Source organism: Mucilaginibacter sp. GW821-FHT07G05, assembly GCF_059418565.1.
Window position 1 is genome coordinate 175,710 of record NZ_JBWKQC010000005.1, and the last position, 19,590, is coordinate 195,299.

Annotated in this window: 14 protein-coding genes; 6 read left to right on the forward strand and 8 right to left on the reverse strand. The window is 45.4% G+C overall.

All coding sequences use genetic code 11. The features are described from left to right. The first annotated feature begins 119 nt into the window (after positions 1 to 119). From AC07NA_RS14525 to AC07NA_RS14540, 4 genes are read left to right on the forward strand one after another with little or no spacing between them, the layout of a single operon-like run. Positions 120 to 953 (forward strand): heme/hemin ABC transporter substrate-binding protein, encoded by an 834-nt coding sequence (locus AC07NA_RS14525; protein ID WP_494898266.1) that lies wholly within the window; start codon positions 120 to 122, stop codon positions 951 to 953. Continuing rightward, the gene (locus AC07NA_RS14530) at positions 953 to 1,990 is read left to right on the forward strand and encodes a FecCD family ABC transporter permease (protein ID WP_494898267.1); all 1,038 of its coding nucleotides are present in this window, start codon (positions 953 to 955) and stop codon (positions 1,988 to 1,990) included. Before AC07NA_RS14525 ends, AC07NA_RS14530 begins: the two co-directional genes overlap by 1 nt. Further along, entirely contained in the window at positions 1,990 to 2,790 is an 801-nt protein-coding gene (locus AC07NA_RS14535; protein WP_494898268.1) for a heme ABC transporter ATP-binding protein, read from the forward strand. The genes AC07NA_RS14530 and AC07NA_RS14535 overlap by 1 nt, the downstream gene beginning before the upstream one ends. A 5-nt stretch (positions 2,791 to 2,795) precedes the next feature. Continuing rightward, positions 2,796 to 3,758, forward strand: a complete 963-nt coding sequence (locus AC07NA_RS14540) for a helix-turn-helix transcriptional regulator (protein ID WP_345211270.1) — start codon at positions 2,796 to 2,798, stop codon at positions 3,756 to 3,758. Positions 3,759 to 4,015: 257 nt separating this feature from the next. Here the strand turns inward: AC07NA_RS14540 and AC07NA_RS14545 are convergent, their stop codons facing one another. From AC07NA_RS14545 to AC07NA_RS14580, 8 genes are all read right to left on the reverse strand, one after another. Further along, on the reverse strand, positions 4,016 to 4,933 hold the full coding sequence (locus AC07NA_RS14545) for a hypothetical protein (protein ID WP_494898269.1): 918 nt from the start codon (positions 4,931 to 4,933) through the stop codon (positions 4,016 to 4,018). Positions 4,934 to 5,122: 189 nt separating this feature from the next. Then, positions 5,123 to 8,251, reverse strand: coding sequence for an efflux RND transporter permease subunit (locus tag AC07NA_RS14550; RefSeq protein WP_494898270.1), 3,129 nt, complete (start codon positions 8,249 to 8,251; stop codon positions 5,123 to 5,125). 10 nt (positions 8,252 to 8,261) lie between these two features. Continuing rightward, positions 8,262 to 9,320: an efflux RND transporter periplasmic adaptor subunit gene (locus AC07NA_RS14555; RefSeq protein ID WP_494898272.1), complete on the reverse strand. Its 1,059-nt coding sequence runs from the start codon at positions 9,318 to 9,320 to the stop codon at positions 8,262 to 8,264. A gap of 3 nt (positions 9,321 to 9,323) precedes the next feature. Next, positions 9,324 to 10,658, reverse strand: coding sequence for a TolC family protein (locus AC07NA_RS14560; RefSeq protein WP_494898273.1), 1,335 nt, complete (start codon positions 10,656 to 10,658; stop codon positions 9,324 to 9,326). Positions 10,659 to 10,817: 159 nt separating this feature from the next. Beyond that, positions 10,818 to 11,579: a LytR/AlgR family response regulator transcription factor gene (locus AC07NA_RS14565; RefSeq protein ID WP_494898274.1), complete on the reverse strand. Its 762-nt coding sequence runs from the start codon at positions 11,577 to 11,579 to the stop codon at positions 10,818 to 10,820. After that, positions 11,576 to 12,586, reverse strand: coding sequence for a sensor histidine kinase (locus AC07NA_RS14570; RefSeq protein ID WP_494898275.1), 1,011 nt, complete (start codon positions 12,584 to 12,586; stop codon positions 11,576 to 11,578). The genes AC07NA_RS14565 and AC07NA_RS14570 overlap by 4 nt, the downstream gene beginning before the upstream one ends. A gap of 357 nt (positions 12,587 to 12,943) precedes the next feature. Next, on the reverse strand, positions 12,944 to 13,564 hold the full coding sequence (locus tag AC07NA_RS14575; RefSeq protein WP_494898276.1) for a response regulator: 621 nt from the start codon (positions 13,562 to 13,564) through the stop codon (positions 12,944 to 12,946). 2 nt (positions 13,565 to 13,566) lie between these two features. Further along, entirely contained in the window at positions 13,567 to 15,525 is a 1,959-nt protein-coding gene (locus tag AC07NA_RS14580; protein WP_494898277.1) for a tetratricopeptide repeat protein, read from the reverse strand. Positions 15,526 to 15,690: 165 nt separating this feature from the next. On the opposite strand from AC07NA_RS14580, the gene AC07NA_RS14585 reads away from it, so the two are divergent. Continuing rightward, a complete protein-coding gene (locus AC07NA_RS14585) occupies positions 15,691 to 17,661 on the forward strand; it encodes a hypothetical protein (protein ID WP_494898278.1) in 1,971 nt (656 codons plus the stop codon). A 10-nt stretch (positions 17,662 to 17,671) separates the two neighbouring features. Further along, positions 17,672 to 19,576: a hypothetical protein gene (locus AC07NA_RS14590; protein ID WP_494898279.1), complete on the forward strand. Its 1,905-nt coding sequence runs from the start codon at positions 17,672 to 17,674 to the stop codon at positions 19,574 to 19,576. The last annotated feature ends 14 nt before the right edge of the window (positions 19,577 to 19,590 follow it).

Below are 19,590 nucleotides of genomic sequence, written 5' to 3' on the forward strand. Positions count from 1 at the left end.
GCATCGCACCGTAGCGAGAGCTCTTTTGCACTACCGAAAAATTGTGCTTGTTTTGCAGAATGATTAGAATGATTCTAAACAAGTTATTTACCCTTCGAACAAGAGCTACCTCTGCCCTTTTGGCAACTTTGGTGCTGTTGTTTGTTGCAATGGCGGCAAAAGCCGATGGCCCTCCTAAGCGAATCATCACGTTGAGTAACGCGCTTAGCGAAACCGTGTGGGCGCTGGGTTATGGCAACGCCATTGTGGCTACCGATGTAACCAGCCAGTACCCGGTGCAGGTAAAAAATTTGCCAAAGGTGAGCAAAAACAGGAGTGTATCGTCAGAAGTATTACTGTCCTTCTCCCCTGACCTTGTTTTGGCACCCGAAAAAGAAGTAAGCAGCACATTACGTTACCAGTTAAAAAACGCAGGCATTAAGCTGGTAACCATAAACCAAACCTATAGCGCTGCCGGTGCGGTAGATTTTATAAAGAAAGTAGCCAAAGCCATTGGCGACCCTGAAAAAGGCGAGCAACTGGCAGCAACCACCAAACAACAGATAAACGAAGAAATTGCTAAAGTAAAGGCCGATAAAACAAAACCTAAAAAGGTACTCTTTATTTACGCGCGCGGCGCAGGCACCATGACCGTTGCCGGGAACGGAAGCCAAATGGCCGAAATTATTGAATTGGCCGGTGGCACCAACGCCATTAAGGAGTTCAACGAGTTTAAGCCCTACAGCACCGAAACCCTCGTGCGGACTGATCCCGATGTGATACTGCTATTCGATTTTGGCCTGAACAGCCTGGGCGGTACAAAATCGGTATTGCAAATGCCGGGCGTAATGGCCACCAAAGCGGGTAAGAACAACGCCATTGTACAGGTTGATGGCCCACTGATGGTTAATTTCAGTTCACGTTTGGGCGAGGCTATAGGCACCCTGCATCAAAAGCTCGCGGCAATTAAATAATGAAAAAGCCGCTGATATATACTTTGATGACAGGCGCATTGGTAATTGCCATGCTGCTTGCGCTGGCCATTGGCGCGGTGCATATTCCACTGCCTATCCTTATTGAACTGTTATTGAGCAAAACAGGCATAACCAAACCGGCAGCGGGTTCGCAATTTGAAACCATTTTGTTTGTTGTGCGCATGCCAAGGGTAGTATTAAGTTTACTGGTTGGCGCGGCGCTCGGTATATCGGGGGCCGCTGTACAGGCCATTTTTCGTAACCCGCTCGCCGAACCCGGTTTGCTCGGTATCTCCGCAGGAGCATCATTGGCAGCAGTATTTGTAATTGTGCTGCAAGCGAGTTTTTTTACTGTATTAGGCGGCATATTCGGTTATTATGTAATTGCCATTGGCGCACTTACGGGCGCAATGTTAACGGCCTTTCTTATCTATCAACTCTCCAGCACCAACGGCAGGCCGCAAATTGCTACCATGCTGCTGATGGGTATTGCGGTAAACGCGCTCTGTACGGCAGTAACGGGCTTAATTACCGCCAACGCCGAAGAAAGCGAACTGCGCAATATCACCTTCTGGATGCTGGGAAGCCTTTCGGGCGCAACCTGGGAATTGATCTACGCTATTTTTCCGTTTGTAATGGCCTCGCTTATTTTGCTGCCCTTGCAGGGCAAAAAGCTTAATGCCTTTGTATTGGGCGAGCGGCAGGCCGAACAGTTAGGCGTAAAAACTAAAAGTGTTAAGCGAACGGTCATCATGCTATCCACCATGGCAGTGGGTGCCTGTGTGGCGGTTTCGGGCATTATCGGTTTTGTGGGGCTTATAGTGCCTCATTTGGTGAGGCTGATGGGCGGTGTAAACAACCGTTTTGTATTACTGGCCAGCGCTATTTTGGGTGCTACCACACTTTGCCTTGCCGACCTGCTGGCTCGCATTGTAACCGCCCCTATTGAGCAGCCTATAGGCGTAATAACAGCACTCATTGGCAGTCCTGTTTTTATATTCATCCTTTTAAGAGACAAGAATAAAATATCATCCTGATGCTTGAAGTTAAGGAAATTTGTTATGAGGTAAATGGCCGAAAGATCATCAAGAACGTATCTTTATTTGCCAAGCGGGGCCAAATGCTGGCTATTGTAGGAGCTAACGGCGCCGGAAAATCAACGCTATTAAGCTTGCTCAACGCGGAGAACAAACCATCCTCGGGGATCGTTACGCTTGATGGCAGATCAATGTCGGATTTTGACACGCTCGAACTGGCGCAAAAGCGGGCAACGCTGGCACAAAGCCATCATGTAAACCTCGCCTTTTCGGTTGAAGAGATAGTGATGATGGGTCGTTACCCGCACGAAAAACAGCAGGCACGTGAGCAGGATCAGCGCATTGTTTCAGAAACCCTGCGCATTTGCGGCTTAAAGGATTTTGGCGAACGCTCTTACCTGCAACTCTCCGGCGGCGAGCAGCAACGGGTGCATTTAGCTCGTGTACTGGCCCAGATATGGGATCAGCCCGAAGCTGTACTTTTTTTAGATGAACCTGTTGCCGGTTTGGATATGCGCTATCAGCAGCAAACCTTGGCTATTGCCAAAGCCTTATGTAAAAAAGGCATGATGGTGATTGCCGTACTGCACGACCTTAACCTGGTAGCCGACTATGCCGACAGGGTGCTGATGCTCAAGGATGGCCGTCGCTGGAAGTACGGCACACCGGTAGAAGTACTCAATACACTCGATATTTACCATGTTTTTGATGTGGAAACCGAGATAAAAATAAACCCCAAAACCTTATCACCTCTTGTTTTAACCAAACCCATAAAAATAAATCATTCGGAGTTAAACTGAGTATCATGATAGTTCGAAGCAGAATAGATCGATTGCCCGACTGGTTGTTCGTAGAGAACATCCCGGATACTTATGACCCTCTTAGTAAGGTTACCGAAAGACGTATCGATATTACCGATGCCCCTATCGATATGCAGAATTATCTGTTATGCAGCAGCGGTCTTTTCCTGATGCACTCGCGTATGAAATTTGCTGAAAATGTGATCATTGATACAGGCATTGAAGGCGAAAGCATTGTAAGCCAGTTTATCGCCTACCAGGTACCGGGTTCAAAGCTGCCTTACCAGGGAGCAAGCAGGCATAATATCCGTTTTATTCCTAACTCCGAGTCGAGTTATGAACTAAAATCGGGTGTGGAATACACTTATTTCCTGATCGTGATCAGCAAAGATTTTTATTACCGTTTGATCGATCGCCACTCCGTTTTGCACGAGGATTTTGTGCAGGAGATTGACAAAGGGATTTCGGCCAAGTTTTCGGAGGTGGACATGCGTGCCACACCCGAGATGCACCGGATCATAGACGAGATCCTCGAAAACAAAAAGACTGGCGAGTTCAAACGCCTGCACACGGAAGCAAAGGTACTGGAGCTGCTCATTTACCAGATAGAACAGTTCAACAACGAACATCTGTCCAACGAAAAATTACTCCGGCACGAAGACATAGCCAAGCTGGAAATGGCGAGGGATATACTGGAAAACAACTTCATTAACCCACCCATGCAGCGCGAACTGGCACTATCGGTGTCCATCAACGAATCAAAGCTGCGGAAGGGTTTTAAAGAGTACTTTGGCTGCACCATTTATGATTATGTAACACGCTTACGCATGGAAATGGCCAAGCAACTCCTCATTGAAGACCGCCGCACCATTTTCGATGTAGCCGAAATGACAGGCTTTAAACATCAAACCAACTTCAGCATTGCCTTTAAAAAGTACTTCGGCATATCGCCAAGCGAACTAACGTGATGGTTTAAACATAGTAAACACGTCACCCGCACTCTTCTACGCCTAAACCTTATCACATTAAAATTTGCCTGTTCACTTCACGGGTGTTGGAAGACTAATATGCCTGATCCGTCATGCCGAATTTATTTCGGCACCCCATTTAAAAGTCTTAAATAAGCAAAGTGTTTACCCTGCTCATGAGATGCTGAAATAAATTCAGCATGACTTTTTAGATCTTTCCCAAAAATCTGTGGGTTCCCCTCAAGCTATCTAACCTACTATTTCAGAAACGGCAACACAGAAAAAGTAAAGTTCATGTACAGCACATTACTTAGCTTATTGCTTATAAAATACTCGCTTGAGGTTTTGTCGCGGTCAAATGCACGTGCCGATAGCGGGGTTAGTATGCCACCGTTTACACCTACCATAAACTTTTTGCCTAAACGATATTCTATACCCGGCCCTGTTTTCAGGTCGATAGTGGTATAGTTGGCATCGTGCGGCAAGTTTGGCTGGGTAAGGTTGAAGAACGCGATTGAGCCCGACAGCGATGTACCCAATGTTCCCGAAAGCCTGTCGGAAAAGGCTTTGCGTAACCCGGCTTGCTGCGGCAGGTTAAAATTCAATTCAATATCGTTACTAAACTTATGCCAGTAAGTAAACAACGGCACAACCGGCACTTTAAGCGACGGATCGATATTGAGGATGATCCCGACAGAATATCTGGTAGTGGCGGTTTGCTTAAGCGGAAAAATGGCCGTACCAAGGTAACTTAGCTTTTTTATGGAACTGGCATCATTGGTTACGCCCAGCACACTTGCCATTAAAAACACCGGCCTGCCGAATATGGAATCCCTGCGCTGAATACCGAACGAAAGGCCTACGGTTGATTTATCAGAAACAAAGTCGTTATTATTGAGCATGGGGCTAAAGCTTTGCACTTCCCTTATTTGTATGTGCTGTTGAAAATAACTTACTGATGCGGAAAGCGAGTTTTTACCCCACGATTTAACGGGCACGTTGAACAGCAAGTTTGTACGCACCGTACTGGCCTTACCTTTAAACAGCGGGTCGTTGTAAAGCTTGCTGCTGATGTTGCCCCTGCTGATGATATCGGTAGAGATGTTTATTTGCCGTAAAGCAGGATTTTTAACAGCCAACTCCGACAGCGTGGCCAATTTAATGGAATCGGTCATTTTTTTTATAGTAGCTTGCTTGTCTGTTTGTGCAATAGTAGTAAAGGAAACTAATAACAATAAGCAGGTTAATTGATAGCGGATCTTCATAATACATGGGGAGTTAGGGATGGAGCATAAACCAGGAACCGATTAAACCGGAATAGGGATATTCGATTAAAACCGGCCCTGGCTGTTATATATTAATTGTTAATGATGGGCTTCTAAGCGTAACTGGGTGTCATCTACCTTCTTCTTTTTGAACTTCAACATCAGGTTTTCGATAATGAGGTACATGGATGGCACAACAAACAGCGTTAATATCATAGAGCTGGTTAAGCCGCCGATAATTACCCATGCCATACCATTCTTCATTTCGGCACCGGCGCCGCTGGCAATAGCTATGGGGAGCATACCCAATATCATGGCGAGGGTAGTCATCAATATAGGGCGCAGCCTTTCTTTACCAGCCTCAACCAGCGCGTGGGTAACCGAATGGCCTTCGCTTTTTAAGTGATTGGTAAAATCTACTATCAGGATAGCGTTCTTGGATACCAGCCCCAGTAACATGATCACCCCTATCAGCGAGAATATATTGAGCGTTTGCATGGTAAGCGCCAAGGCAAGCAATGCCCCCACAAGCGCAACCGGGATAGAGAACAATACCACGAAAGGATAAATGGCATTTTCGTACAAGGCCACCATAATGAGGTAAACCAATACAATAGCTACCCCCAGCGCGAAAAACAAGCTGCCAAAGGCATCGGCCTGGTTCTTGGCATCACCCAAAAACTCTACCGAAATACCTTCGGGCAATTTTACCTGGGGCAGTTTCAGTTTAATATCGTTGGTAACCGAACCGCTGGGCCTGCCGGCAACGTAGGCGTTAACCGTAATTGCTCCAAGGCGATCGCTGCGTTGTAATACACTTTCGCCCAAGCCTTCGGTAACATCGGCAAACTGGCTTAGCACAAAGCTTTGGCCGTCGCTGTTGGTAAAAGACAGGTTGCGTACGTTGTTGATATCCGAGCGGTCATAACTATCCAAACCTATCAATATATCATACTCGTTACCGGCCTGCTTAAATTTGCTTTTATCGTTACCGCTGAACGCGTTTTGCAATGCCGCTCCTACCTGGCTGGCATCAATACCTAACAAGGTCATTTTTTCTCGGTTCAGGTTTACCTCAACCTGTGGCTTCTGGTCTTTAACAGATAGTTCCACAAAGCGGGCACCGGGTACCGAGGCCACAATTTTCTTGTATGCTTCGGCAGTTTCACGTACGGCTTTCAGGTCGATACCTTTAACGGCTATTTGTATAGGCGCCTGGTTTGCCCCGCCTGTTATAGATGTAGGCGCCGAGGTGATCTTCACTCCCGGTATCACCGCGTTCAGTTGCTTTTGCATGCGGCCGCCAAAATCTTCTGATGAAATGTTCCTTTCCTTTTTATCAACCAGTGTAACAGTAATCTCGGCGCGGTTACTGTTATTGGTGGTACCGGCCACGCTTCCGCTTACAAAGCCAACGCTCGAAAACACCTTGGTTACTTCGGGTTGTTTCATGATCAGCTTTTCGGCCTGCTGGGTAACCATATTGGTTTGATAAATTGAGGCCGAAGGGGTTAACTCCAGTGTAAGCAACAACTCTCCCTGATCAGCACTGGGTATAAATGAAGCGCCTATAAAACCGAATGGCACCAAAGCGATAGAGCCTATAATGAGCAGGATAACGCCCCCCAATAACCATCGCTTTTTATGCAGCACAACGGCCAGCATTTTTCCATAGTCTTCCTTCAGGGTATCTAAAAAACGTTCGAAACCAAGGTTGAGCTTGCCCCATAAGCTGTTCTTGTTCAGCTCTTCTATCTTACCGAATTTACTGGCCAGCATAGGCGTAACCGTAAAGGATACGAACAAACTCATCAGGGTAGAAAAAACAACCACTAACGAGAACTCTTGCAAAAGGTTGCCTATAATACCGCCTGCAAACGCAATAGGCAGAAATACCACCACGTCCACCAGGGTGATGGCCAATGCGGTAAAGCCAATTTCACTACGGCCTTCCAGGGCGGCTTTCTCTTTATCCGATCCCATTTCGAGGTGACGGTAAATATTTTCGAGCACCACAATGGAGTCATCCACCAAAATACCTACCACCAGCGACATGGCCATCAGCGTCATGAGGTTGAGCGAAAACCCCATAAAATACATGGCGATAAAAGTTGGGATAATGGACGACGGCAGCGCTACCAATACAAACATAGAACTGCGAAAGCTATGCAAAAAGGCCAGCATCACTATACCTACTATCACCACAGCAAGGCCAAGATCTTCCATTACGGCATTTGCCGATTTAAGCGTGTAAATACTCTGATCGGACGAGACGCTGAATTTTAAATTTTCACCTTTGTATTGCGATTCTATTTCGGTGAACTTCTTTTTCACCAGATTGGTTACATCTACCGCGTTGGCATCGGTTTGCTTAATAATTTGTACACCTATTGATGGTATGCCGTTAATATGGTTAATAGCCGTGGTTTTCGCCGTAGCATCTACCACCTCGGCAATATCTTTAAGGTAAACACTGCCCGCTTTTGGCCTTTGCTGTACAATAAGGCCGCGAATTTGAGCTACCGATGTTACATTGGCATCAAAACGGATAGACATTTGCTGGTTACGTGTTTCAATACTACCCGCCGGGAACGATTGATTGGCTTTGCTTAAAGCATCGGTTACCTGGCCTATTCCTAAACCGTAGGCTTTCAGCTTGTCCTGATCTATGTTTACCTGAATTTCGCGTTCATCGCCGCCAATAATATTTACCTGACCTACGCCCGCCACGTTTTGCAGCAAGGGCAGCAATTGCTTATCAACAAAATCATACAGATCGCGCGGCGACCGCTGCGAGGTTACCCCCGCTTTAATTACCGGCGTTTCTTCAAGGTTGATCTTGTTTACAACAGGCTTATCAATATCATCGGGCAGGTCGTTCTGTACCTGATCGGCCTTACGCTGAATGTCTCGCTCGGCCTGGTCAATGTCGGTTCCGCTTTTTAATTGTACTACAACACTTGATATACCCTCCTGCGAGGTAGAGGTGATCTTATCCAAACCTTCTACAGATGAAAAAGCATCTTCCAGCTTTTTAGTTACCGATGTTTCCACCTCGGCGGCGGCAGCACCTGGGTAAACCGTACTTACCGATACCGTAGGCACCTCTATTTTTGGCAGCAGATTATAATTAAGGCTGAAGTAAGATCGTGCGCCAAAGATGAACAGCACCGTAAAAATTACTATGATTAAAAGGGGCCGCTTAACGGCAATTTCTGTTATTGACATGGCTGCTCGTTTATTTAGAAATACTTACCTGTGCGCCATCCTTCAGATTAATCTGTCCGGATGTTACCACCACTTCGCCCGGTTTTAAACCGGAGGTCACCTGTATCATGCCGCCCATTTCAATACCTGTTTTTATGGGCTTTTGGCGAACTACATTGTTTTGCACCACATACACGCTGGCATCTTTAATACTCTCCGTTAATGCCTCGCGTGGTATAAGCAATATATTTTGTGTCGTCTTCCGCGAAAAATCGGCGTAAACGAACGTGCCCGAACGCAGCAGCGCGCTTTCTTTATTATCGGCCATAATCTCTATCTTATAATTATGGGTTTCATCAGCCTGCGGACTGATAAAGCTGATGCTGCCGTTAAAAATCTGTCCCGGGTAAACATCTGTAGTAATTTTTACCTGCTGGCCCTGTTTAACCTGGTAAACCTCCATCTCGGTAAGGTTAAGCTGAACCTTGGCTTGCGACAGATTAACTATGGTTGCTATTTGCGTACCGGCATTGGCAAAAACGCCCTGCTCTACCGGTCTTTCAGATATGGTTCCGCTGGTTGGGGCTTTAATGGCGGCGTCGCTAATCTGCTTTTTGATCTGGCTCACCTGGTTGGCGGCGTCCAGGTAATTTTGATTGATCTCATTTACCTTTTCCTGCGTGGCGGCCTGCCCCTGCAATAATTCAGTGTAGTTTTGCAGATCGCGTTTTAACTTGGCGGCATTGGTTTCGGCCTTTTGCAGATCGAGCTGCGCCAAACGGGTATCCATTATAGCCAGTACCTGGCCTTCGGTTACGTGGTCGCCCAGGTTAAACCGTAATTGCTGTATGGTCCCGCCGGTGGTTGACAGCACCTTGGCCTCTTTAAACGGAGCCAGGTTACCTGTTTTTATCAGGCTTACTTCCTGCAACTGCTCCTTTGCAGTGGCAACCTTTACAGGTATGCTTACTACCGAATCTTTGGCCGGTTCTTTCTTTTTATCTAAAGTGCTTTTGTTAGCAGCAAGCCTGAAGATGATCAGGGCCAGTAACACCACTACGATGAGGCTGATTATATATTTGCGTTTCATATTTTAAAGTGAGCTATAGAATGTTTTAAGGCTGCCGCCGGCTTTTTCAAGATCCAGTTTGGCCTGGTAAAAGCTGTAAAGCGAGTTGAGGTAATTGTTTTGAGCGTCTTTGATGGAGTTGCGGGCGGTAAGCCAGTCTATCAAATCTGTAACCCCTTTTTTGTATTGCAGGTCGGTAGTTTTAAAAACCGACTCGGCCAGGGCTATGTTGCGTCTGTCGTTATCCAGGTTGGTTTGCGCTTTTATCAGCTTGGTACGTGAGTTTTCATATTCCAGCTGGTATTTACCGGCATCAAGCTTGAGATTTTCTATGGCGTTGAGGCTTTTGTATTTGGCCTGGTTATACTGCGCGTTACGTTTAAACATATCGAAAAGCGGTATGGTCAGTTTTAAACCAACGGCAGAGAAAGGGTTAAGATCACTAAATGCCGGGCCTAATGTATTACCGAAGCCAACAGCGCCGTAGCGTACATAACCTGTTAGCTTAGGTAAAGCGCCAGCCTTTATGCGGCTCTGATCTATTTGCAGCAGTTTGGAGTTTACTTCGGATAGCTGGTAATCGGTACGGTTAAATGCCGAAAATGAGCTGCTGTTAGTATTAACCGCCGCGGGCATGGCCACATCCTGCTGCGCCGCGCTATCAACCGGCAAAACCGTATTGATAGGATAGCCCATTTCATATTTAAGCTGATTTTCTGACAGGGTTAAGTTGCTTTCGGCTACGCGGATCTGCGATGACGCGTTGTTGTAGTCTACCGTAACCTTATCCAGGTCTTTTTGCAGGGTAACGCCCTTTTGTACCTGCAATTTCGAAATGTCCATTTGCTTATGATAGGTTTCCAGGTTCTCCTTCAGCAAGCGCAGCTGCTCGCGGTATACATAGATCTGGTAATAAGCATTGCTGATGTTGTAAATAATGGTTTCTTCGTTTTGCTTAATGTTCAGATCGGCCTGTTGCTTGCTGAATTTGTTTGCCTTTAAGCCGTTCAGTAAGGATTGATCGTAAATAGTTTGATCGAGCTGAACGGTACCATTGGTGTTAAACTTTTGGGTAAAGGCCACCTTCACGGGGTCGGGGCCGAACACGCCAGCCGGGATAACTGATTGCTGAACCTTTAAATTGTCGTCAAATGTGCCGGTAACGTTTACCTTGGGCAGGTAATCGGCAAGCGCCTCCTTGGCCTTTGCGTCGGCAGCCTTCTTTTCGTTTTCGTAAACCGTGTTGCTGCGGTTATTTTTTAAGCCGTAATCAATGCATTCCTTTAAATTCCATTGTTGCTGGGCAAACAGTTGGAAAGGCAGAAAGCAAATGATGGCCAGTGCTATGTTCTTTTTCATGTTTTGCTATAAGTGCCAATACTTTGGGTTACTTAATGGCGCAAAACTATCTCGGCAGGGCTACCGCTACCGGGATATTAAAATGAACGGGACAAAATGAGTAATGAAACGGACAAAGAGTTGAAGGTACTGATCCGCATTATACAGTAAAACGGCGGCTTATTGCTCCATCCACTTTAAAAAGGCGGGCGCCCTCACCTTGCTGATGATGATCTTTTCGGGCGATTCGTAACTGGTGACCACCACCAATTTACGGTTAAAATAATGCTCTATATTGCTGATTATATCCCGGTTGAGAATAAACTTACGGTTGGCCCGGAAGAATTGCTGTGGGTTAAGCATGGTTTCCATTTGCTCAATGGTATACTGAACCGGATAGCTCTTGTTGTTACCCGTGTAAACATACACAACTCCGTTTGAGGCGTATATGAAATAGATATCGGCTACCCGTATCGGTATTATCTTTTCGCGGTAGTGAACCAATATATTCTGCTTGTAACTGGTATCCATTTGTACCAGTACTTTATTGAGGTTTAACAAATACTGGTTACTGCTGATGAGGTGCTCTTTAAACCGCAGGTATTTTTCAAGACTACGTTGCAGCATATCCTCGGTAACGGGCTTCAGTAAATAATCAATACTGTTTGATTCAAATGCCCTGATGGCGTATTCGTCAAAAGCGGTGCAAAATATAACGGGAGCTTCTGTTTGTACATCTCTGAATATTTCAAAACTTAAACCATCGCCCAACTGAATGTCAGAAAAAATAAGCTCGGGTGCAGGGTTTTCCTTAAGCCATTTTATTGCCGTAGCTACAGAGGGCAGCACAATTTCAACACGAATGTCTCCATCTATTTCCTCCAGCATGCTTTTCAGCTCCTTGGCCGTTTTGCTTTCATCTTCAATAATAACTACTCTCATTTTATTGATAATGGTAAAGTAACCGAAAACTTGCCCCCCTCATTTAGTACCTGAATGGGCTGATGAAATAACAACTTATATCGTTCGCGAATGTTCTTTAAACCTGTACCCGTACTTTCATCAGGGATTTTTTTGGGTTGAAAGTTATTTTCCACTATAAGCGCCGGACTATCATTAGTGGTTATTAAGATATGCAAAGGCTGATCGGGCGCTATGGTATTGTGCTTAATGGCATTTTCAACCAGCAACTGTAACGAGAGCGGCGGTATCTGGTACCTGAAATGGCTATCGGGTATGTCTATCTTCACCTGCAAGGCATCCTCGTAGCGTTCGCCCATAATATACAGATACGAGCGGATGAAGGTAAGTTCGTCTTGCAGTTCGGTTAAATATTGCTCGTTAAAATTCAAAACGTAACGGTATACAGCAGCCAGCTGAACAACGTAGTTTTTGGTTGGCTGATCTGCCGCTATGGTTTTTAAGGTACTTAAAGAGTTAAATAAAAAATGCGGACTTATTTGCTGTTGCAGCGATAACAATTGCGCCCGCAAATGGGCCTGCTCCAATATCTCGTTCTCCAGTTTTGAAGATTGCAGGGCTGTATTGGCATGAATGCTGTAAAAAACGATGTAACAGATAATACTCAAAAAGAACGCCCTCATAAAATGTATCATATACACAGCGCCGATATTAGGCGACATAGGCGGATCGTTTAAATGCGTAGTAGGTAAATACCGGGTGAACAAATACCCTAAGATCATAGTAGCTACAATGGCCGACGCGTTACTCAGGAATTGCTTGATGGTATTATTAAATGAAAACTTGTGCAGCAAAAAATATCCGTGAATAAGCCAACAGACGATGGTGGTGGTTAACAAACGGAAGAAAAAGTCAAAATACTCCCATAATTCAACCTGCCTTAAACTTATTTGCCTTAGTAATAAGCTGCTTACTGCAAGTATCCCGGTTAAAATAAAATACCACTTGATCTGATAGGCTTTAAACATTTACAAATGTATCTCAAAAAAACAGACTACCGTAATAAGCCCACATAGTTGGACAAATAAGCCAATGAAACGGACATAATAGCTTTTGGATAAAAGCATAAATGATAGTAAATATTTCGGCGAAAAAGGTTAAAATAGAAAGAGCCCCTGTTGAGCAGGGACTCTTTTCAAACCAATTATAAACCTAATATTGAGAAGACAAATTATCAATTTATTATCAGCAGAGGCATTTTACGGCATCGCTTTCAATAAACTACAATCAAATATACCATATTTAAAATACTCAGGCGATTAAATTACCAATTAAGAAAAGAATGCACAAAATGGATGAAGTGCATGCCGCTTAATAAGCTTCCTCTATTGTATCAGCTTAAACTGTGTGGCCATTTTAATGAGTGTAGCCGTATTTTTAGCGCTGAATTTGGCCAGCAGGTTTTTGCGATGGGTATTAACGGTGGTACTGCTTATAAATAATTTATCGGCGATTTGCTGGTTGGTCATGCCCTCGGCAATAAGGCCGAGCACTTCCAGTTCGCGGCGGGTAAGCAGCGGGCTGCCATTGGGTGGTGGCTGATGCAGGGAATGTGAGGCTTCCTGGCTAAAATAGCGACGACCTCTTAAAACAGTTTGAAAGGCCTCCAGCAACTCCTGCCTTGTGGCATTCTTCAGCAAATAGCCCGAAGCGCCCTGGTCTAACATTTTTTGAATAAACGTATGCTGGTTAAAAGTACTCAGGCCGATGATAAATATGCCGGGGTACTTTAGTTTTACCGTGCGGCACAGATCAATCCCGTTCACATCGGGCAGGTGGATGTCCATTAAAATAATATCGGGTTGCTGCCGCTCCAGGTAAGCCATGCACGATTCGGCGTTCATGGCATGCCCGCCCCATTCTATACCGCTCTCATTTTGCAGCATCGAACGGATACCCTCTATCACCATATAATGGTCGTCAACTATAAATATTTTTGTAGCCATGCTTATAAGGGTATCTCAATTAATGTGGATGTGCCCTTGCCCTTTTGCGAATCAATATCCAGCCTGCCGTTTAAAAAGTTAACCCGGTTTTGAATATTATTGAGGCCTATACCCTTGTTAGTCGGCAGGTTAGCTATATCAAAACCAATACCATCATCCTCAACGGTGATGCTTAACGTATCATCGGTTTGGGTAAGCTGTACTATTACATTTTTGGCTGCGGCATGTTTCAGTATATTATTCAACAGCTCCTGCACAATACGGTAAATGGTGATCGCCCGGCTTTGATCCGGTTCCGTTTTTTCGAGCCCTATAGATTGGTAGTTGACACGCAATGCCCAACTGTTGTTAATATCCTGGCAAAAGCCTTCAAGCGCGGTATCCAGGCCATATCGTATAAGTGCTTCGGGCAGCATATTATGTGCCACACGGCGCATTTCACCTATCGAGCTATCAAGCATATCAAGGCTTCGTTCAAAAGCGCGGGCATCGTCGGCTGTCATCACAAGGTTGCCGCGTACGTTATTCAACGAAAATTTAACACCCGAAAGCATACCGCCAAGCCCGTCGTGCAAGTCTTTGGCCATGCGTGCCCTTTCCTGCTCCTCTCCTTTTAGTACTGCCTCGGCGTTCCCCAGTTGCTTTTCGGCCTCCAGTTCGCTAATGCGCGATTGCTGTAGCTTTTGCTTTTGCCTGTAAGTACGGTAGGTTAACAGCGCGATGATCAGCGTTAGCGCCACCCCGGCAATGAGTAACTGGTTAAGCAAGCTTTTTTTGCTGATCGCCAGGCTTTGTATCTTTTGCTCGGTTTGCAGCTGTTTTATACGGTTCTCTTTTTTTTCAAACTCATACTTTTTTTCAAGGGCGGTGGTGCTCAGGGTTATCTTTTCATTCAATAAACTGTCGTTAAGCAGTTCACTTTGGCGGGCGTATTTTTTGCCGAGCGGCAGGTTGCTCATTGCATAGGCCAGGTTTGAAAGGTGCACCAGCGTTTTTTGCCGTTCGAGCCGCTGCCCGTAACGATTGGATAAACTGAGGGCGCTATCGCCATATAATTTCGACTGCTGAAATTCCTTTTTATACAGATGATAATATGATAACCCGCGCAAAGCCACAATTACACTTTGATTGGAGCCTATTTCGCGGGCCAGTTTCAACGCTTTACGGCAGTAAACATCTAAATCGGTAACCAGCTCGAGGTTTATGCCAATATCGGCAAGGTTAAGGTATTGGGTAAGTTCGAGGTATTTATCGCCAGTGACCTTTGAAATAGCAAGTGCCTCTTTATAAACCTTACGTGCCGGTTCAAACTGCCCGGCCGATGAGTAATTGAGCCCGAGGTTACTCAGCGCTATGCCCAGCGCGTCCTTATTGTCAGCATTCCTTAATCCCTTAACAGATCTTACACCATAGCTAATGCCTTTTTCATACTGGTGCATTTGCCAATATAACAGTTGCAGCATATCATCGCCAAGGGCATCAGTACTTGTATCGCCTATTTTATGAAATACCTTTTTCCCTTCCTGATAGTATTTAACGGCATTCTCATAGTCGCCCTGCTGGCGGTAAGCATTACCGGTATTGAATAGGGCTTTAGCCAGGTACACCTGGTCTTTAATATGGCGCGACATGTCCACCGCCTGCAAATTTAACCGCACAGAGGTTTCATAATCGCCATCCATATTATTGAGGATATAGGTATAGTTAAAAATGTATTTAACAACACCTTCCGGATAGTTGATCTTACGGCTCAGTTGGCCTGCAAGCTGGTAATACTGCTTTGCCTTTTCTGTATCTCTGTCTTCAAAAGCCTGCCCTGTTTTGATGTACAATAATACCTTGTTGGTATCTTCTTTAGCCTGTTGCAGCTGCTTTACAAGGCTATCGGCATAGCGGGTTTGCTGCGCCCAAAGCGTAGTTACGCAAAGCAGAAGAATAATTACCGCGGCTATTGTGCGCATAAAATTGTTTTAAATACTGCTAACAAAGAAACAAAGGAAGCTCCCTCTTTTATATCCTCTTTTTGTAGGATTTATTCTGCCCCCGGCTTAAATATCCTCTTTTTATAGGATTGATACCCGGTATGTAAATATCAGAAATTTGGTTGCAGCTAAATGTACATAATTATGAAAAGATCAATACTGATTATTTGCATGTTAACCTGCTTATCGCCGCTGTTTGCGCAGAAAAAGAAACCGGTAGCAAGCGTGCCGTCAAAAAGCCAGATTGATAAGATGCTGGATGACATGCTGGATAAGCAGGGCCTTACCGCCGAGCAAAAGGCGCAGATAAAGCAAATGGCAAAAACAGGCACGGCAGGTATGCCGTCAACCGTTAAGCCGGGTAGTTCAACAAAAAAAATCGCACGGCAAGCCACGCTTTTAGCGCACATCCCCAAATTGGTTACAGCCGGTGCCTGCGAAAGCTATATTCAAAAGTTAAAAGCAAAAGCGAGTATTAAAATAGCGGTGCTTACACGGCAGCGGGTAGATGCCCTAATCAGTAAATACCAAAACAATAAAGCGGCCATTATAAACCTGGGGCCAACCCTATTGCTGCACAAAAGCAGGGCCGCCGCTGTATATGTCGCCTTAAAAAGCGAGCAAAGTGATCCCGGCAATATCACCCTGAAAAACAACCTTGCGGTAATATTGCATCAGGCCGGATATCCGCAGCACGCGCTGCCGATATTGGAGTACCTGAACACACAAAAGCCGCAGAACGCCACGCTGCTTAACAACATAGGGCAATGCTATTTATCGCTTGGCGATATGCAAAAAGCTAAAACCTATTTTATGGGTTGCCTGCGGGTTGATGCCGCTCACGTGGAAGCTAATTGCGGTACAGCATTCATACTAAGTAACGAGGGCCTGATAACTGAGGCTACTCCCTACATTCAAAAAGCCATGAAGAACGGCTATTCGGAAATACTGGAAGACATTATTGAAAGCAAGAATATTAAGCTTGATTATGATGCCATTAAGCCTGTAGTGCCCGAATATTTCAACCCGCAAAAGTACCAGCCTGTACCCGCTGCCTACAAGCTCGGGGATATTGGCCCGGTACTTACCAAACGACTGGAAGTTGAAGATCTATCGCAAAAATGGAACGATAAAATGCTCAAAAATACTGATGAGCGCGAGGGTAAAATGCAAAACGAGGGTCCCGCTCAATGGGGTGCTCGTATCTACGGCTTTGTACCCGGCAGTCCTTTTAGCCGCAAAGCGAGGTTTATGTTTATGCACACGCTTAATGCCATGACCGACTGGCAGGTGGATCTGGTAAAAGTAAATGAAGATGCCCTTAACCGGGCTAAAAGCGCTTACAAAAACTTCGACCAGGAGATAGATAAGATGCGCAAAAGCGGGCAAGGCGAAACCGTTTACGAAAGTTGCAGGCTCGAAAAAGAGATCCTCGAAAAGTACCTCGCCACATCATCGGCCATTCATGAAAGCTACGTGCGCAAAACACTGCACAAACGATACGATTTTGTGAACGGAATGCTGCATTGGTCGCGCTATTTGTTCAGTGCCGATGAGTACAAGGTGCTGTATTACGCGCAGGCCGACTGGCTGATGCGCAATATTGCCGAGTACAATAAATTCCAGGTGTTATACCCTACCCCGGAGGGCATCATGGTGAGCTGCGAAAAGATACTGCAAAATCCACCTAAAAAACAGCAAGTTGAGGATAACCCGGATGCTGATTGCCCGGTAAAGATAGGCATACCGTTGGGTGGTGCCTCCATTAAAAGCGATTGCAAAAGCTTTGAAATTGAGGGCGGCGAACTGCTGGTATTCGGCATTGAAAAAGACCTTAAAGAGGGCGAGCTTACCATTTCATTCGGTTTAGGCGGCGAGCTCGACCTTGTGGCGATAAACCCCGGTGCCAAAGGCCAGTTCTTTTTTAAGGTAGGTGCCGATTACATGCCCATTGATTGCGGAATGAAATTCGAGGCGGGTGCCGATGCCATGGTTGGCCCTGTAATAATTGAAAATAAAGTGACCGCCACCATGGGCCTCACCAGCGGCATTAATGTAGAAGCCGTAAACAACGGCAATAGCATCAACATATTTACCCTCGACCCAAGCGAATAATATTTAACATATGAAAACAATAATAGCATTCTTTACCGGTCTTTTTTGTTGCCTCAATGGCTACGCGCAGCTTACCAAAGAAGAAAGGCTTAAAGACAGTGTGGTAGGCTGGTACGATAAGTTTAACCCGGCCGATAAACCATTGAAACCAGTAACTTACGGCAGCGAAACCTTTTCCGTTCGTCAGCAACAGATCAATAACCTTTTTGTAGATTGGGTACAGCAAAGCTATACGCCCGTAGGCAGTACCGGTCGTTTCGTAAAAAAATACTATTTCAATAAGAAAGAATATTTTCCGCATAGCTACGGGGTAATGTTCCCGGTTTACAATGTGAGTTACGGATTTTTAGATAAGAAAGGGCACTTTTTACCCGTACCCGAAGAGTGGATCCCCTTTTACATCAACGTAAATTCGGTAAGCTACACGCAGGGCATCGGTTTTCTGAACACCGATAACGAATTTTATTTTACCCTGCCCGAGGAGCGTGCCGCCGAAAATAACCAAACACTGCGCGACATGGAAAAGACCGATCCGCAGGTGCACCCCAACGTACATAAATACCTTACCTCTGTTTCAAACTACTGGCAAACCGTTTACCTGGTACCCGGCAATAACCTGCCGATAATTAAGCTCACCAAAGGCGAATACCTTACCCTTGCCGAAAACTCCATTGACAGGTATTTAGCTCAAAAAAAGAAGGATTTTCAACAAGCCAGCGGAAGCAAAACAGCCGATATATCCGTTTTTTATAATGCCGAGGTAGCATTCACCGATAAGATTCGCGCTTCTATTAAAAAACTAAAAGTCAAACACCAGGGCGATTGGAACGAGCCCGCGTTACTGAACACCACACAACCAACATTACAATCGCTCGATGGAGGTATTGACCCGTTCGAGCAGGATGAATTTGGAAAGATACACCACATCGGCGGTTACGTATGTAAGTATAACCCGGCGGTTTACGCTCCCGCTAAAACAGACCAGCCGCAGTTTATCGCCATAACCTTTTTGTATAAAACACCCGAAAACGGTAACGGACATTACGAAATGTACCGTGCCCTAACCGAAAACCTCAATTACGATTATATCTATAACTACTTTTTCGATCCGCAGAAAGTAAAGGGCATTGCCTATCAGCCCAATAATGCAGCTGAGTTACAGGCAAGGCTCACGAAATACAGAAACAGCAGTAAAGCGGATGCCGCTGGCCGGGCGAAAGCCGCTGTAAAGCTATCGGGCAATACCGTGTTCGCCGATGATTTTTCATCAAATTCGATTGGCGCCGCACCCACCGGCTGGTATGTAAAAAACGCGGGGAACAGATCGGTAATAGCTACCCCCGCGGAGGCTACGGGTAAATGGCTTCAAATGGGTTATAACTCGCCGGTATATCCAACCAATTTCAGGCAGATGCCCGAAAACTTCTCGCTGGAGTATGATGTGCTCACCTCTGATTTTAGCGAACGCACAGGTGGTTCGGTATGGCTTGAACTGCAAGGAAAACAAGGCAAAAACCAATCGTGGCTGCATGTAGAAGTTACCGCGGGCAATCAAACCGATTTTGATAATGCCAGCAATTACCGCGGCAATGTGCTCATACGCCTTTACAACCAGCCTTCGCAAATGGATTATAATAACCAGGGCGGCGAAATTACCATACCCATAGGCGACTTTACCAATACCAGGAAGCTGGTACACGTAAAGCTGCAAAAAAAAGGTGCCGATATAAGCTTATATCTCAACGGTAAACCAATAACCACATCAACCGAGTTTAAAAGCAAATATGGCAAGCCCTGCGGTGATTGCCGTATAGCCCCGGGTTTGCAGTACGAAAAACTTTCGTTCGAGAACCGTTCGCAGAATGACAAAGCCGTAAAAGTATATCTCGGCAATGTTAAGGTAACTAAAGAGTAACACATCATTTATCC

Bases quoted from the DNA above. Each gene is read 5' to 3' on its own strand.
- AC07NA_RS14530 (WP_494898267.1), top strand. From the start codon at position 953: ATGAAAAAGCCGCTGATATATACTTTGATGACAGGCGCATTGGTAATT.
- AC07NA_RS14535 (WP_494898268.1), top strand. From the start codon at position 1,990: ATGCTTGAAGTTAAGGAAATTTGTTATGAGGTAAATGGCCGAAAGATC.
- AC07NA_RS14540 (WP_345211270.1), top strand. From the start codon at position 2,796: ATGATAGTTCGAAGCAGAATAGATCGATTGCCCGACTGGTTGTTCGTA.
- AC07NA_RS14545 (WP_494898269.1), bottom strand. From the start codon at position 4,933: ATGACCGATTCCATTAAATTGGCCACGCTGTCGGAGTTGGCTGTTAAA.
- AC07NA_RS14550 (WP_494898270.1), bottom strand. From the start codon at position 8,251: ATGTCAATAACAGAAATTGCCGTTAAGCGGCCCCTTTTAATCATAGTA.
- AC07NA_RS14555 (WP_494898272.1), bottom strand. From the start codon at position 9,320: ATGAAACGCAAATATATAATCAGCCTCATCGTAGTGGTGTTACTGGCC.
- AC07NA_RS14560 (WP_494898273.1), bottom strand. From the start codon at position 10,658: ATGAAAAAGAACATAGCACTGGCCATCATTTGCTTTCTGCCTTTCCAA.
- AC07NA_RS14565 (WP_494898274.1), bottom strand. From the start codon at position 11,579: ATGAGAGTAGTTATTATTGAAGATGAAAGCAAAACGGCCAAGGAGCTG.
- AC07NA_RS14570 (WP_494898275.1), bottom strand. From the start codon at position 12,586: ATGTTTAAAGCCTATCAGATCAAGTGGTATTTTATTTTAACCGGGATA.
- AC07NA_RS14575 (WP_494898276.1), bottom strand. From the start codon at position 13,564: ATGGCTACAAAAATATTTATAGTTGACGACCATTATATGGTGATAGAG.
- AC07NA_RS14580 (WP_494898277.1), bottom strand. From the start codon at position 15,525: ATGCGCACAATAGCCGCGGTAATTATTCTTCTGCTTTGCGTAACTACG.
- AC07NA_RS14585 (WP_494898278.1), top strand. From the start codon at position 15,691: ATGAAAAGATCAATACTGATTATTTGCATGTTAACCTGCTTATCGCCG.
- AC07NA_RS14590 (WP_494898279.1), top strand. From the start codon at position 17,672: ATGAAAACAATAATAGCATTCTTTACCGGTCTTTTTTGTTGCCTCAAT.